Source organism: Limnochorda sp. LNt (assembly GCF_035593265.1).
Classification (GTDB): Bacteria; Bacillota; Limnochordia; order Limnochordales; family Geochordaceae; genus Geochorda; species Geochorda subterranea.
The window spans coordinates 1,593,208-1,607,592 of the sequence record NZ_CP141614.1 but is presented as its reverse complement, the minus strand read 5'-3'; the positions used below and the strand labels follow the sequence as shown (position 1 = coordinate 1,607,592).

The window sequence follows — 14,385 nt, the reverse complement described above, 5'->3', positions numbered from 1 at the left end:
CGCGCCAGGGAGGAGGTGATTCGGGCATGGCGGTCATCTCCATGAAGCAGCTCCTCGAGGCAGGCGTCCACTTCGGGCACCAGACCCGCCGGTGGAACCCGAAGATGGCTCGCTACATCTACACCGAGCGCAACGGGATCTACATCATCGACCTGCAGGAGACCGTCCGCAAGCTGGAGGAGGCCTACCGCTTCGTCAAGGAGCTGGTGGCCGACGGTGGCACCATCCTCTTCGTGGGCACCAAGAAGCAGGCACAGGAGACCGTGCGCGAAGAGGCCCAGCGCTGCGGCATGTTTTACGTCAACCAGCGCTGGCTGGGCGGCACCCTGACCAACTTCAACACCCTCAAGAGCCGTCTTCGCCGACTCGAAGAGCTCGAGAAGATGGAGACGGACGGGTTGTTCGAGCGCCTGCCGAAGAAGGAAGTGATCAAGCTCCGCAAGGAGAAGGAGAAGCTCGAGCGCTTCCTCTCCGGCATCCGGGGCATGCATCAGCTGCCGCGTGCCCTGTTCGTCATCGATCCCCGCAAGGAGAACAACGCGGTCCGTGAGGCACGCAAGCTGGGGATCAAGGTCATCGCCATCGTCGACACCAACTGCGACCCCGATGAGATCGACTACGTGATCCCCGGCAACGACGACGCCATCCGGGCCGTGCGCCTCATCACCCACAAGATCGCCGACGCGGTGCTGGAGGCCCGCGAGGGCCAGGAGGGCCCCGCCGCTGGCGAGGCGTCGTCTACGGACGGGACGGCGGCTGCCGATGCCTCGACCGCTCCGGTCGAGGAGACGGAGGCCCCGGACTCGGACGACGAGGAGATGTCAGAAGAACTGGCCCACGAGATGGAGCGCGGCGCTGCCCGCTGATGGCCCGCCGGGGCCCTGCGGCGTGGCGCCTGGGAAGCACGGGTCAGGCGGCCGGCCCGAGCGTCCGGCCTGGCGGTGCGGCAGCGCGGAGAGGCTTCCGCACCGCTGTCATGGACCGCAAGGCCGTCTGCGCCTCGATGGAAGGGCAGGCAACGGTCGTGGCTGAGATCACCGTCGAGAGGATCCGGGCCCTGCGCGAGCGGACCGGAGCCGGGATGATGGACGTCAAGCGAGCCCTCGAGCAGGCAGGAGGCGACGAGGAGGGGGCCCTCCGCATCCTGCGGGAGAAGGGGCTGGCTCAGGCCGCCAAGCGGGCCACCCGCGCGGCGCTGGAGGGACTGGTGGCCGCCCACGTCGACCCCGCGACCGGGCGGGCCGCCCTGGTCGAAGTCAACTGCGAGACCGACTTCGTGGCGCGCACCGACGACTTCCGGGCGCTGGTCGAGCGGCTCGCACGGCATGCGGCCCGGCTGGGCGAGGATCTGGCCGAGGCGGGCGGCGAGGCCCATCGCGACCCCCGTGGAGAGACCTCGCTGGAGCGGGTCGAGGGACTCCTGGCGCAGCCCGTCGAGGGCGAGGGCAAGCCGGCTCGTGAGGTGCTGATGGAGACGGCGGCGCGCCTGGGCGAGCGGGTCCGCTTGCGCCGCTACGCGGTCTTCGCCACGCGCGGGGCGGTGGAGAGCTACATCCACGGCGACGGCCGCATCGGCGTGCTGCTGGAGGCCGTGGTACAACCGTCGGAGGCCGCCGAGCGCCCCGAGGTCCGGCAGGTGCTCAAGGATCTGGCGATGCAGGTGGCGGCCTACCGCGCCGAGTACGTGGAGCGCACCCAGGTGCCCGAGGCGGTGCGCGAGCGTAAGCGCCAGATCTACCGCAGCGCGGCCCTCAACGAGGGCAAGCCGGAGAAGGTCGTAGACCGCATCGTGGAGGGCCGGCTCGACAAGTTCTACCAGGAGGTCTGCCTGCTCGAGCAGCCCTTCATCCGGGACCCCAACGTCCAGGTGGGCCGCCACGTACGACAGGCGCTCGAGCCTCTGGGGGTGCAGCTCGAGGTCCGGCGGTTCGCCCGCTTCGAGCGGGCCGAGCAGCTGGCCGGCGACACGCAGGAGGCGTGAGCGGGCGCAGCAAGGAGGTGGCCGGGTCGGGGGCGTAAGTGCTCCACCAGACCCGGCGTGGCTGTGAGGTGGCCATGAGTACCCCGTACCGACGCGTCGTGCTCAAGCTCAGCGGCGAGGCCATGGCCGGTGACCGTGACTTCGGCATCGACCTCAAGGTGGTCGAGAGTCTCAGCTCCGCCATCCTGCGCCTGACCCAGCTGGGCGTCCAGGTGGCCGTGGTGGTGGGCGGCGGCAACATCTGGCGCGGGGCGGCGGCCGCCACCCGCGGCATGGACCGGAGCACCGCGGACTACATGGGGATGCTGGCCACCACCATCAATGCACTGGCGCTGCAAGAGGTGCTCGAGCGCATGGGCGTGGCCACCCGGGTGCAGTCGGCCATCGAAATGCGCCAGGTGGCGGAGCCCTACATCCGTCGGCGCGCCATCCGGCACCTGGAGAAGGGCCGGGTGGTCATCTTCGCGGCGGGCACCGGTAACCCGTTCTTCTCGACGGACACGGCGGCGGCGTTGCGAGCGGCCGAGATCGAGGCGGACGTGATCCTGATGGGCAAGCGCGGGGTGGATGGGGTCTACACCGCCGATCCCAAGAAGGATCCCCATGCCCGGCGCCTCGACCAGCTCACGCACTTCGAGGTGCTCCAGCGAGGGCTCGGCGTCATGGACCCGACCGCGACGTCGCTCTGCATGGAGAACCAGATCCCCATCATCGTCTTCGACATCGGAGACCCGGACAACATCGTCCGGGCCGCCATGGGCGAGCGGGTCGGGACCACGGTGGGCGGAGGTGGTGTCAGTGGCCGCGGAGGGTGATGTCAAGGCGCTGCTTCACGAGGCCGACGAGCGGATGAAGACGGTGCTGCAGACCACACGCAAGGAGCTGGCGACGGTCCGCACCGGCAGGGCGACGCCCGCGCTCTTGGAGCGCATCGTGGTGGAGTACCACGGCACGCCCGTGCCGCTCAACCAGGTCGCCTCCATCTCGGCCCCCGAGCCTCGCATGCTGGTGGTGCAGCCCTGGGACCGATCGCTGGTCAAGGAGGTCGAGAAGGCCATCCTCAAGTCGGACCTCGGCGTGACGCCCACCAGCGACGGCACCGTGGTGCGGCTGGTGTTGCCCCAGCTGACCGAGGAGCGGCGCCAGCAGCTGGTCAAGGTGGTGCGCAAGGAGGCCGAGGAGCGGCGCGTGGCGGTTCGCAACATCCGGCGGGAGGTCAACGACGAGCTCAAGCGCTGGGAGAAGAACAAGCTCATCGCCGAGGACGAGTCCCGCCGGGCCCAGCAGCAGGTCCAGCAGCTGACGGACCGCTACATCCAGGAGATCGATCAGCTGCTGGCCGCCAAAGAGAAGGAGATCATGGAGGTCTGAGGCACCCCTTGCGTCCGGGCGAGCGCCCCCCCGCCAGGGACGGGCGCGCGGGCCGGTCGTCGGCGCTGCCCGACGTGATCGGGCTCGAGCTGAGCGTCGCGCTCAAGCGGCTCGCGAGGTGGCGCACCACCCTGCGCTTCACCGCGCCTCCTCGGCCTCGTGGCGAGAAGGGCGCGGTGCGGGTCGTCGCCTGCAGGCCACTGGGCGGCGACGCGTTGCAGCTCATCTGCGTCCGGGAGTACTGGGAGCGGCGCGATCCCGCTGCTTACCCGGCCGGGGACGCCGGCGACGCGGCGGCCGACGACGGGGGCCAGGAGGATGGGTGAGGGGCGTGCGGGGGGCTTCTCGGGTGCCCGTGCCCCCCGCCTGCTCAACCGCCTGGCGGATCGCCTCTGGATGCGCCTGGCCGAGGCGTCGTGGCCGTGGATGCTGACACGGCGAGACGAGCAGCGCGTCCTGGCCGAGCTGGACCCGGCACGCATCCCGCGCCACGTGGCCATCATCATGGACGGCAACGGGCGCTGGGCCCTTCGCCGCGGGCTGCACCGGACCGCGGGGCACCGGGCCGGCGTCAAGAGCCTGCGCGAGGCGGTGCGCACGTGCGCCAAGCTGGGCGTGGAGGTGCTGACCGTCTACGCCTTCTCCACGGAGAACTGGCAGCGCCCGGCCTCGGAGGTCCAGACGCTGATGGAGCTGCTGGTCGAGGTGCTGCACCAGGAGATCGACGAGCTGGACGAGGCAGGCATCCGGGTGCAGGTCATCGGGCGCCTCGACCCGTTGCCTGCCGAGGTGGTGCGCCAGGTGCGCGAGGCCGAGGCCCGCACCCGGTTCAACCGCCACATGGTGCTCAACGTCGCGCTCAACTACGGCGGACGGGCCGAGATCGTCGACGCGGCCCGACGCCTCGCCGAGGAGGCCTCTGCGGGTCGGATCCGCCCCGAGGAGATCGACGAGTCGCTCTTCGCCCGCCACCTCTACACCGCCGAGCTGCCGGATCCGGACCTCCTGATCCGTACGGGCGGGGAGTTTCGCGTCAGCAACTTCCTGCTGTGGCAGCTGGCCTACGCGGAGCTGTGGGTCACGCCCGTCTTCTGGCCCGACTTCCGGCGGATCCACCTCCTGCAAGCCATCGTCGACTACCAGCGGCGCCACCGCCGGTTCGGGAAGGTCTAGCCGGTGTTTCGCTGGCGACTCCTGACGGCATTGATCGGCGCGCCGCTCATGTTGGGGGCCCTGTGGCGGGGCGGCGCCTGGTGGGGCGCCATCCTGGCCGCCATCGCCGTCTGGGGCGCGCTCGAGCTCGGCGACCTCTTCGTGGCCAAGGGAGCGGGCCAGCCGCAGCGAGACGTCCTGATCTGCGCCGGGCTGGCGGGCTTCTTGATGGCGCCGGCCCTGGAGAGCCTCGCGGCCACCCGGTGGGTGGCCCTGGTGGGGCTCTTGCTGCCGACGACGGCCTTCGCCTACGCGGCCTTACGTGCATGGGCTCGGGGCGCCAGCGTGCTGCTGGAGGCGTCGGCGGCGGTCTTCGCCTTCTCCTACGTGGGCGTCCTGATGGGCTTCTGGTGGTTGCTGCGCTCCCCCGGCCCGGATGGGTGGCACCACGCCCTGCTAGCCCTGCTCGGTACGTGGGGTACCGACGTCCTCGCGTACTCCACCGGCAAGCTGATGGGCCGGCGCCGCCTGTTGCCGAGGGTCTCGCCCGGCAAGACCGTCGAGGGGGCGGTGGGTGGGCTGGCGGGCGGGGTGGGCACCGTGGTCGGGGTGGGCAGCCTCGCATTGGGCCTGCCCGCATGGTGGACCCTGGGCCTGGGCGTGGTGGTGGCGCTGGCCGCCGAGCTGGGGGACCTGGCCGAGTCGGCCCTCAAGCGCGACGCCAACGTCAAGGACTCGGGCTGGCTCTTGCCGGGCCACGGGGGTATCCTGGATCGGATGGACAGTGCGCTGGTGACGGGCCTCGCGGCCTACCTGTGGACGCTCTTGGTGAGCAGGCCGTGAGGCAGAGCCATCGGGCGAGGAGTGCGGGAGCGTGACGCTGTCGGGTTTGCTCGCCTTCGTGGTGGTCTTCGGCACCATCGTGCTCTTTCACGAGTTGGGGCACTTCCTGGTGGCGCGTGCCTCGGGCGTGATGGTGCGGGAGTTCGCGATCGGCTTTGGGCCGGTGGTGGCCCGCATCCAGCGAGGGCTGACGGCCTACTCGGTGCGGCTGTTGCCGCTGGGAGGCTTCGTGCGGCTCGAGGGGATGGAGTCCTCCCCTCTCGAGGGCGGCGACGAGGCGGGTGAGGAGCCCCGCCTGGCGCCCGGCGATCCCCGACGCTTCCACAACCGTCCGCTGTGGCAGCGGATGGCCACCATAGCAGCCGGCCCCTTCATGAACTTCGCGCTGGCCGGCATCCTCTTCGCCATGCTCTTCGTACCCCCGGTGGTGGAGCGGGTCGATCCCGGCAGCCCCGCGGCCCTGGCCGGCATCCGGCCGGGCGACAGGGTGGTACGCATCGGGGAGCTGTCGACGCCGACGGCGACCCGGGTGGTGCGCTCCGTCCTGGATGCGCGGCCCGGCCAGACCCTGGACGTCTGGGTCCAACGCGACGGGCAGGTCCATCTACTGCCGGTCCGGATGGAAGCCGACCGGCCGGGAGGCTACCTCGGAGTACGGATGCACGGGCCGCGCCCGCTGCCGGCCGCCCTTTACGGCGGCTTCGTGGAAATGGTAGACTCGACAGGCGAGATCATCCGGGTCGTGGCGCGGATGCTGGGGGGCCGGGAGGCCCTCAACGTGGCCGGCCCCGTCGGCATCTACTCCATGGTGCAGGAGGCGGCCAGCCGCGGCGCTTATAGCCTCGTCGGGCTGGCGGCCGTGCTCAACGTCAACCTGGGGCTCATCAACCTGCTGCCGCTGCCCGTGCTCGACGGTGGCTGGCTGCTCTTCTTGCTGTTGGAGTGGATCCGACGGCGCCCCTTGGAGCCCCGGTTGCAGTCGGCCGCGCAGGTGTTGGGCCTCATGTTGCTGCTGGCCCTGATGCTGCTGGCCACCTACCTCGACCTGCGACGGCTCGGTTGAGCGTCAGGCACGCTGCCACGGAAGGGGAAGGCCCGCCGCCATGCGCATGTCCGCCCTTCTCGCCCCCACTCTACGGGAGCAGCCGGCCGAGGCCGAGAGCGACAGCCACCGGTTGATGCTGCGAGCGGGGCTGATCCGCAAGGTCTCCGCCGGCATCTACACCTACATGCCCCTGGCTTTTCGCGTCATCCGCAAGATCTCCGAGATCGTGCGCCAGGAGATGGACCGCGCCGGCGCGCAGGAGCTGCAGCTGCCCATCGTGCAGCCGGCGGAGCTATGGCTGGCCACCGGCCGCTGGCAGGAGTACGGCCCGGAGATGTTTCGGCTGCGGGACCGGCACGGGCGGGAGTTTTGCCTGGGGCCGACCCACGAGGAGATCATCACGGCGCTGGTCAAGGCCGAGGTGCGCTCCTACCGCCAGCTGCCCCTCATGCTCTACCAGATCCAAAACAAGTACCGTGACGAGATCCGCCCGCGCTTCGGGGTGATCCGGGGCCGGGAGTTCATCATGAAGGATCTCTACTCTTTCGACCGGGACGAGGCAGGGCTGGAGATCAGCTATCAGAAGATGCACGAGGCCTACGTGCGGGCGTTTCGCCGCTGCGGCCTGCAGACCCGGGCGGTGGAGGCGGACCCGGGCGCCATCGGAGGGGACGTCACCCACGAGTTCATGGTGCTCTCGCCCATCGGGGAGGCCCAGGTGGTCTACTGCCGCCGTTGCGACTATGCCGCCAACGTGGAGCGGGCGCCCGTCGCCCCGCCGCCCCATGCTGCGGGATCCGAGAAGCCGGTCCCGCCGGCGGAGCGGGTGGCCACCCCCGCCGTGCGCACCATCGACGAGCTGACGGCCTTCCTCGGCGTGGCAGCCGAACGGGTCTTGAAGACGCTCATCTACCTGGTGGACGGCCAGCCGGTGGCCGTCGTCGTGCGGGGCGACCACCGCCTCAACGAGGTCAAGCTGGGGCGCCTCTTCGGCACCTCCCGCATCGAGGCGGCGCCGCCCGAGCTCATCGAGCGGCGCACGGGCGCGCCGGCCGGCTACGTCGGCCCCGTGGGGCTCGAAGGGATGGAGGTGGTGGCCGATCCGTGGGCCATGGCCGTCGCCGACGCGGTGACGGGAGCCAACGCCGCCGACGCCCACCTGATCCACGTGGTACCCGGGCGTGACTTTCGGCCGACGCGGGTGGCCGACGTGCGGGTGGCCGAGCCGGGCGACGCCTGCCCGCGGTGCGGGGGCACGCTCGAGACCTCGGCCGGCATCGAGGTGGGGCAGATCTTCAAGCTGCACACCAAGTACAGTGAGGCCCTGGGCGCCACCTTCCTCGACGAGGATGGCAAGGAGAAGCCGGTGGTGATGGGCTGCTACGGGATCGGCATCACCCGGACCATGGCGGCCGTCATCGAGCAGCACCACGACGAGCGCGGCATCATCTGGCCCGTGACGGTGGCCCCGTATCACGCCATCGTGGTGGCGGTCAACAGCCGTGACGCCGGCCAGGCCCAGGCGGCGGAGCGGATCTACCGCGAGCTGGCCGAGCGCGGGGTGGAGGTGCTGCTCGACGACCGAGACGAGCGCCCCGGCGTCAAGTTCAACGACGCCGACCTGATGGGCTTCCCCTACCGGATCACGGTGGGCAGCCGACTGGCCGCCTCGGGCGAGGTCGAGGCGCGCCGTCGCCGGGACGGCCAGGACGTCCCCGTGGGGGTCGATGGAGCCGCCGCATTGGTGGAGCAGTGGCTGCGCGAGGACCTCGCGGCCCTCGAGCCTTGAGCGATCGCGCCGGCGGCGTTGCGTGGCGACGCCGGAAGGTGTTATAATCGGCGACGTAAGCGCAGGTACGGTTCGTGCGGGCGAAAGAGTGGGTTCCCCCCACTCTTTCGTTCTGTTGGGGGTAAGAGCCGGGATGCGCCCGAGAGCCGTCGAGTCGATGGTGATGGCCGAGGCGGAGGCGGTCGCCAGGCCGCTCGGCTTCGAGATCGTAGACGTGGAGTACGAGACGGGGCCCGGTGGGAGGGTGCTGCGCGTTTACATCGACAAGCCGGGCGGCGTCAGCGTCGACGACTGCCAGGCGGTGAGCCAGCCCCTCTCCGCGGCGCTGGACCGTCTCGATCCCATTCCAGGGCCGTATCGCCTCGAGGTCTCGTCGCCCGGGATCGAGCGGCCGTTGCGCAAGGCCGACGACTTCCGGCGGTTCGCCGGGCGGGAGGCGGAGATCCACACCTTCGGGCCTGTCCAGGGGCGGCGGCACTGGACCGGGACCCTCTTGGGGGTCGAGGTCGACCGGGTGCGCCTGCGGCTGGAGGACGGCTCGACGGTCGAGCTTCCCCTGGAGGGCATCAGCAAGGCCAGGCTGCGGGTTCGCTGGCAGGGGGCGTTTGAGCGATGAATCTCGAGCTGATGGGCGCGCTCAACGAGCTGGAGAAGGAGCGGGGCATCTCGCGAGAGGTCCTCTTGAAGGCCATCGAGGACGCCATCGAGTCCGCCTTCCGCAAGTCGGCGCAGCCGCACCAAAACCTGCGGGTGGACGTCGACGAGAAGAGCGGGCGGGTACGGGTCTTCTCGCGCAAGGCCGTCGTCGAGAAGGTGACGGACCCCGCCAGCGAGATCTCGCTGGAGGAAGCCCAGCGCATCAACCCGCGCTTCGAGGTCGACGACGTGGTCGAGGTGGAGTTGACGCTGCCGGACCTGGGTCGCATCGCGGCCCAGACCGCCAAGCAGGTCGTCGTGCAGCGCATCCGCGAGGCGGAGCGCAACCGCATCTACGAGGAGTATCACAGCCGCCAGGGCGACATCCTGACGGGCATCATCCGGCGCATCGAGCACCGCACCGTCTACGTGGATCTGGGGCGGGCCGAGGCCGTGCTGCCGCCGTCGGAGCAGGTGTCGACGGAGCGCTACGCCCCCGGCGTGCGCATGAAGTTCTATCTCCTGGAGGTCAACAAGACGGCCAAGGGGCCGCAGCTGGTGCTGTCGCGCAGCCATCCGGGGCTGCTCAAGCGCCTGTTCGAGCTCGAGGTCCCCGAGATCCACGATGGCGTCGTCGAGATCCGGGCCTGGGCACGAGAGCCCGGTCACCGCTCCAAGATCGCCGTCTGGTCCACGGACCGCAACGTCGATCCGGTCGGCGCCTGCGTGGGCCCGCGCGGCGCGCGGGTGCAGCAGGTGGTCAAGGAGCTGCGTCAGGAGAAGGTCGACGTCATCGCCTGGGATCCGGACCCCGAGCTCTTCATCGCCAACGCGCTTCAACCCGCCCGGGTCCTCAAGGCCTACCTGGACCCGGTGGAGCGCTCGGCACGGGTCATCGTGCCGGAGAAGGAGCTGTCGCTGGCCATCGGCAAGGAGGGTCAAAACGCCCGCCTGGCCGCGCGGCTGACGGGATGGCGCATCGACATCAAGGGCGAGTCCCAATGGGCCGAGGTGCAGCGAGAGTTCGAGGAGAAGCGGCGCGAGTGGCTGGACCGGCAGTTCGCGCTGCCCCAGGCGGCGCAGCCGACGCCGGCGGGTGAGGGCGCGACGGAGGGCGCGGTCGTGCCGGGGGCGGAGGCCCCGGCGAGCGCCGAGTCCGTCGAGGAGCCGGTCGCGCAGGCGGCTGGCCCGGCGGCCCAGGTCGCGACCCCCGTCGAGGTCGATGCGCCCGCACCGGCCCCGACCGAGCCCGTCGAGGCCGAGCCGGAGGAGGTCTGGGAGCCCACGGAGGCCGATCTGGAGCCGCCGGCCGACGCGATCGCGGACGAGGAAGAGGAGCCCGAGCGGGCCAAGAAGGCCAAAGGCGTCGGCAAGGTGCGGCGGATGAAGGGCGCCAAGCGGCTGGAGCGCCGCCACATCGAGGAGGAGCTGGAGGAGTCCGACTCCCTGCCGAGCCTCTTCGAGGGCGAGGAGGAGGCGCCGGCTGCGGCCGCGCCGACCCCGACCCGGTCGCCGGCTCGGGAGGAGACCCTGTCGGTGCCCCTCTTCGCGGTGGCGCGCACGCTGGAGACCCCGGCCAAGGCGGAGGAGACGCCGGCGGCTCCATCGCCCAAGGCGCCGGAGCCGCCGGGCCGCGAGGCGGGCCGTGGCGGTGACGCCCGACCGGCGTCGGCCGCATCCGAGCCGGGCAAGTCCGAGGCCGGCCAGGCCGAGCAGCCTCCGGCTCGCCAGGAGCCGACCAGGGAGCAGGCGTCCCGCCCGGCACCCAAGGCTGACGAGCACCCGCGTTCGCCGTCGCCCGGTGCCGGGGCCGAGCCCGAGGCGACGGGCAACAAGAAGCCGCGCAAGGTGCTCAAGAGCCTGGCGGACCTGTCGCCCGAGGACTTCGGCTTCAGCCGCCCGACCTCGACGGGCCCTCAGCGGAGGGGACGCTGAGGAGCGGTGGCCAAGGGGGGGGCCAGGCCGCGTCGGGTGCCCATCCGCACCTGCGTCGGGTGCCGGCAGGAGCGGCCCAAGCGCGAGCTGTTACGCATCGTCCGGACGCCCGAGGGCACCGTGGTGTTCGACCCGACGGGTAAGCGATCGGGACGAGGGGCGTATATCTGCCCGAGACCCGAGTGCCTGCAGGCGGCTCGAAAGGGCGGCCAGCTGCAGCGGGCCCTGGAGCACCCCATCCACGACGAGGTGTGGGAGGAGTTGGCCCGACAGCTGGAGCGGCTGGCCGCCGGGGGAGGGGACGGACAGGGGTAGCGGTGGCCTCTCCCGATGCCTGGTTGGGGCTGGCCCGGCGGGCGGGGCGGATCGCCGTCGGGCGCGTCGCCTGCCGACAGGCGCTGCGCGACCGTCGGGCCGCGGCCCTGGTGGTGGCCCAGGATGCCTCCGATGCAGCCAAGCGCCACTGGGCGAGAGTGGCGCCGCGGCACGGCGTGCCCGTGGTGCTGTGGGGTGACATGCGGCGGCTGGCCCGGGCCCTGGGCGCTCCGGGCCAGCCGGGCGTGGTGGCCATCCTCGATCGGGCGATGGCCCAAAACTTTCTGGCTTCGGTGAACGAGTGCGTCGAGGATGCGCGCGGTCGCCGGCCTAGCGAGTGCAGGAGTGATGTACCGTGAAGAAGTTGCGAGTCTACGAGCTGGCCAAGGAGCTCAACGTGGATGCCCGGATCCTCCTGACCTTCCTCCAGGGCCGGGGCAGCGCCGCATCGTCGACCCTGAGCATGGTCGAGCTGGACAAGGAGGAGCTGGCGCGCCAGCACTTCGGCAAGGGCAGCGGAGTCGCGCCGGGCGGTGCCCGGCTCGTGGGCCGGATACGGCGGGAGGGCCCATCACCTGCCACCCAGGAGCCGACGCCCGCCGCGCAGAGCCCGGCGCCAGCGGCGCCTCCGGCGGCCGGGCCGCCCCGGCACCCGCGACCCGCTGAGCGGCGCCCGCTGACGGCCACCGGCCCATCGGCCGGCGAGCCCCGGGTCGCCGCCCCAAGCCGGCTCTGGCCCATCCCAGGCGCCTGCGGCGTCCCAGCAGGCGCCCGCGCAGGCCGCGCCGGTGGCGGTGACCCCGACCGCCGGACGCCCCACCCCGGCGGCGGGACGTCCGGCCACGCCGGCCGCACCGGTGGCGCGCCAGCCGCGCGCCCTCCCAGAAGCCGGCGGCGGGCGCTGCCCTCGCCCGTCCGGCAAACAGGCGTCGGCAGCGGGTGCAGCCGCTGCGCGCCCGGGCGGAGCGGGCGCCAGGCCGGCGCAGGCAGCGGCCAAGGCTCCCACCGCTCCGGCGCGTCCGGCTGCCGGGCCAGCGCGCCCGCCATCACCTCGCTCCGCATCGGCGCCGGGCGGCAAGCCGCGGCAGGATCGGTCGCCCGGCCGAGGTGGCGCGCGAGGGGAGCGGCCCGACCGGCGTGACTCCGGACGGCACGGACGCCCCGCGCCGAGACCGGCATCGCCTCCGCCCGCGCAGACACGGGGCGGCACGGTGGAGCTGCCCCAGCGCATCGTCGTCCGGGACCTCGCCTCGCGGCTGGGCGTCTCGGCCGCGGAGCTGATCAAGCAGTTGATGCGGCAAAACGTGATGGCCACCATCACCCAGGAGATTCCCTTCGAGGTGGCGGCCGCGGTGGCCGAGCGCTTCGGCTTCACGGTGCAGCGGCCCAAGAGCAGCGAGGAGCGCTTCCTGGAGGAGCTCCAGCAGGCGGCCAGGCAGCCGGCCCAGCTGGTGCCGCGTCCCCCGGTCGTCACCATCATGGGCCACGTCGACCACGGCAAGACCACGCTGCTCGACGTGATCCGACAAACCCGGGTGGCCGCCCAGGAGTACGGCGGCATCACGCAGCACATCGGCGCCTATCAGGTCGAGACCCAGGGTCGGCTCATCACGTTCCTGGACACCCCGGGCCACGAGGCCTTCACGGCCATGCGGGCCAGAGGCGCCCAGGTGACCGACATCGCGGTGCTGGTGGTGGCAGCCGACGACGGGGTGATGCCGCAGACGATCGAGGCCATCAACCATGCCAGGGCGGCCGAGGTGCCCATCATCGTGGCCATCAACAAGATCGACAAGCCGACCGCCAACCCGGACCGCGTCAAGCAGCAGCTCTCGGAGCACGGGCTGGTGCCGGAGGAGTGGGGCGGCGAGACGGTGATGGTGCCGGTCTCGGCCCTGCGCAAGGAGGGCATCGACGAGCTGCTGGAGATGATCCTGCTGGTGGCCGACCTGCGGGAGCTCAGGGCCCCTGTCGACCGGCCTGCCAGCGGCATCGTCGTCGAGGCGCAGCTAGACCGGGGCCGGGGGCCCGTCGCCACGGTCCTGATCAAGGAGGGGGTCCTCAAGGTCGGCGACCCCGTCATCGTGGGGGCCGTGCCGGGGCGGGTCCGGGCCCTGATGGACGACAAGGGCCAGCAGCGGCAGGAGGCGGGCCCCTCCACGCCCATCGTGGTACTGGGGCTGCAGGACGTACCCCAGCCGGGGGATCTCCTGATGGTGACGCCGGACGAGGAGACAGCCCGCCGCATCGCCGAGGAGCGTGCCCAACGGCAACGCGCTGAGCAGCTGCGCCCGACGGCCCGGATGACCCTGGAGTCGCTGAGCCGCATGGCGGCGGAGGGCGAGGCCCGAGACCTCCACATCGTGCTCAAGGCCGACGTGCAGGGCTCCCTGGAGGCCTTGCAGCAGGCTCTCGAGCAGCTGTCGGGCGACCAGGTGCGGGTCAACGTCATCCACGCCGCCGTGGGCGCCATCAGCGAGGCCGACGTCAACCTGGCCGCCAGCTCGGGCGCGGTCATCATCGGCTTCAACGTACGGCCCGACGCCAACGCCCGTCGGGCGGCCGAGCGAGAGCAGATCGACGTGCGGACCTACCGCATCATCTACGAGGTCGTCGACGACGTCAAGGCGGCCATGCAGGGCTTGCTCAAGCCTCGCATCGAAGAGCGGGTGCTGGGCCGCGCCGAGGTGCGGCGCACCTTCAAGGTGCCTGGCGTCGGGGTCGTGGCGGGCTGCTACGTCGTCGAGGGACGGGCCAATCGCAACGCCAGCGTGCGGGTCCTGCGCGACAACGTCGTGGTGCACGAGGGCAAGATCGCCTCGCTCAAGCGATTCAAGGAGGATGTCCGGGAGGTCGCCTCCGGCTACGAGTGCGGCATCGGCATCGACCGCTTCAACGACGTCAAGGAGGGCGACGTCCTGGAGTTCTACGAGCTGGCCGAGGTGAGCCCGGCCGCGCAGGTGACGGCGGGCAACCGGGGCGGCGCGTAAAGGCGGACGCTCGAGGCGGGCGCGGGGCGGCGACGGCCATGGTGGTGGCCGTGGCGACGGCCGACATCTGGATCGAGGGCAGCCAGTCGCTCAAGGACCGGCGCCGTGTCGTCCGAGCCCTGGTGGACCGGCTCCGGGCCCGCCTCAACGTCTCCGTGGTCGAGATGGACCAGCCCTCGACATGGCAGCGGGCTCGGGTGGTCGTGGCCTGCGTGGCCCAGACGGAGGCCCAGGCACGGGCGGTGATGGAGCAGGCCCGTCGTCTGGTGGAGCGCGACGACCAGGCCCAGGTGACCCGCTTCGAGATATCCTTTTACTGCTGAGGCGG

15 protein-coding genes and 1 pseudogene are annotated in these 14,385 nt (G+C 71.6%); all 16 read left to right on the top strand.

The window, feature by feature from the left end; genetic code table 11:
* Nucleotides 1-26: 26 nt before the first annotated feature.
* The 16 genes and pseudogenes from rpsB to VLY81_RS07500 all read left to right on the top strand — a co-directional run bounded on the left by rpsB (nt 27) and on the right by VLY81_RS07500 (nt 14,380).
* Complete coding sequence (gene rpsB, locus VLY81_RS07575; RefSeq protein WP_324667560.1) at nt 27-866, top strand: 30S ribosomal protein S2; 840 nt, start codon at nt 27-29, stop codon at nt 864-866.
* A gap of 158 nt (nt 867-1,024) precedes the next feature.
* On the top strand, nt 1,025-1,981 hold the full coding sequence (tsf, locus tag VLY81_RS07570; protein ID WP_324667559.1) for a translation elongation factor Ts: 957 nt from the start codon (nt 1,025-1,027) through the stop codon (nt 1,979-1,981).
* 74 nt (nt 1,982-2,055) lie between these two features.
* Nucleotides 2,056-2,796: a UMP kinase gene (gene pyrH, locus VLY81_RS07565; protein WP_324667558.1), complete on the top strand. Its 741-nt coding sequence runs from the start codon at nt 2,056-2,058 to the stop codon at nt 2,794-2,796.
* 34 nt (nt 2,797-2,830) lie between these two features.
* The gene (frr, locus tag VLY81_RS07560; RefSeq protein ID WP_405001352.1) at nt 2,831-3,352 is read left to right on the top strand and encodes a ribosome recycling factor; all 522 of its coding nucleotides are present in this window, start codon (nt 2,831-2,833) and stop codon (nt 3,350-3,352) included.
* Between the two features lie 8 nt (nt 3,353-3,360).
* Nucleotides 3,361-3,678 carry a hypothetical protein gene (locus tag VLY81_RS07555; protein WP_324667556.1) on the top strand — a complete coding sequence of 106 codons (318 nt, stop codon included), beginning with the start codon at nt 3,361-3,363 and terminating at the stop codon, nt 3,676-3,678.
* Nucleotides 3,671-4,525, top strand: a complete 855-nt coding sequence (gene uppS, locus VLY81_RS07550) for an undecaprenyl pyrophosphate synthase (RefSeq protein WP_324667555.1) — start codon at nt 3,671-3,673, stop codon at nt 4,523-4,525. The genes VLY81_RS07555 and uppS overlap by 8 nt, the downstream gene beginning before the upstream one ends.
* A gap of 3 nt (nt 4,526-4,528) precedes the next feature.
* The gene (locus tag VLY81_RS07545) at nt 4,529-5,347 is read left to right on the top strand and encodes a phosphatidate cytidylyltransferase (RefSeq protein ID WP_324667554.1); all 819 of its coding nucleotides are present in this window, start codon (nt 4,529-4,531) and stop codon (nt 5,345-5,347) included.
* A 31-nt stretch (nt 5,348-5,378) separates the two neighbouring features.
* A complete protein-coding gene (locus VLY81_RS07540) occupies nt 5,379-6,410 on the top strand; it encodes a M50 family metallopeptidase (RefSeq protein ID WP_324667553.1) in 1,032 nt (343 codons plus the stop codon).
* A gap of 40 nt (nt 6,411-6,450) precedes the next feature.
* The gene (locus tag VLY81_RS07535) at nt 6,451-8,181 is read left to right on the top strand and encodes a proline--tRNA ligase (protein WP_324667552.1); all 1,731 of its coding nucleotides are present in this window, start codon (nt 6,451-6,453) and stop codon (nt 8,179-8,181) included.
* A gap of 133 nt (nt 8,182-8,314) precedes the next feature.
* Nucleotides 8,315-8,797 carry a ribosome maturation factor RimP gene (gene rimP / locus VLY81_RS07530; RefSeq protein ID WP_324667551.1) on the top strand — a complete coding sequence of 161 codons (483 nt, stop codon included), beginning with the start codon at nt 8,315-8,317 and terminating at the stop codon, nt 8,795-8,797.
* On the top strand, nt 8,794-10,752 hold the full coding sequence (gene nusA, locus VLY81_RS07525) for a transcription termination factor NusA (RefSeq protein WP_324667550.1): 1,959 nt from the start codon (nt 8,794-8,796) through the stop codon (nt 10,750-10,752). The genes rimP and nusA overlap by 4 nt, the downstream gene beginning before the upstream one ends.
* Before the next feature lie 36 nt (nt 10,753-10,788).
* Nucleotides 10,789-11,067, top strand: a complete 279-nt coding sequence (gene rnpM / locus VLY81_RS07520; protein ID WP_324667549.1) for an RNase P modulator RnpM — start codon at nt 10,789-10,791, stop codon at nt 11,065-11,067.
* A gap of 2 nt (nt 11,068-11,069) precedes the next feature.
* Nucleotides 11,070-11,426, top strand: a complete 357-nt coding sequence (locus tag VLY81_RS07515) for a L7Ae/L30e/S12e/Gadd45 family ribosomal protein (RefSeq protein ID WP_324667548.1) — start codon at nt 11,070-11,072, stop codon at nt 11,424-11,426.
* Nucleotides 11,423-12,208: a translation initiation factor IF-2 N-terminal domain-containing protein gene (locus tag VLY81_RS07510; RefSeq protein ID WP_324667547.1), complete on the top strand. Its 786-nt coding sequence runs from the start codon at nt 11,423-11,425 to the stop codon at nt 12,206-12,208. Before VLY81_RS07515 ends, VLY81_RS07510 begins: the two co-directional genes overlap by 4 nt.
* 46 nt (nt 12,209-12,254) lie before the next feature.
* Nucleotides 12,255-14,057 (top strand): annotated as a pseudogene (gene infB / locus VLY81_RS07505) (translation initiation factor IF-2); the annotation flags it as partial.
* Nucleotides 14,058-14,095: 38 nt separating this feature from the next.
* Complete coding sequence (locus tag VLY81_RS07500; RefSeq protein ID WP_324667545.1) at nt 14,096-14,380, top strand: DUF503 domain-containing protein; 285 nt, start codon at nt 14,096-14,098, stop codon at nt 14,378-14,380.
* The last annotated feature ends 5 nt before the right edge of the window (nt 14,381-14,385 follow it).

Coding starts and splice junctions, on each gene's coding strand:
- rpsB (WP_324667560.1), top strand. CDS start 27: ATGGCGGTCATCTCCATGAAGCAGCTCCTCGAGGCAGGCGTCCACTTC.
- pyrH (WP_324667558.1), top strand. CDS start 2,056: ATGAGTACCCCGTACCGACGCGTCGTGCTCAAGCTCAGCGGCGAGGCC.
- frr (WP_405001352.1), top strand. CDS start 2,831: ATGAAGACGGTGCTGCAGACCACACGCAAGGAGCTGGCGACGGTCCGC.
- uppS (WP_324667555.1), top strand. CDS start 3,671: ATGGGTGAGGGGCGTGCGGGGGGCTTCTCGGGTGCCCGTGCCCCCCGC.
- VLY81_RS07535 (WP_324667552.1), top strand. CDS start 6,451: ATGCGCATGTCCGCCCTTCTCGCCCCCACTCTACGGGAGCAGCCGGCC.
- rimP (WP_324667551.1), top strand. CDS start 8,315: ATGCGCCCGAGAGCCGTCGAGTCGATGGTGATGGCCGAGGCGGAGGCG.
- nusA (WP_324667550.1), top strand. CDS start 8,794: ATGAATCTCGAGCTGATGGGCGCGCTCAACGAGCTGGAGAAGGAGCGG.
- VLY81_RS07500 (WP_324667545.1), top strand. CDS start 14,096: ATGGTGGTGGCCGTGGCGACGGCCGACATCTGGATCGAGGGCAGCCAG.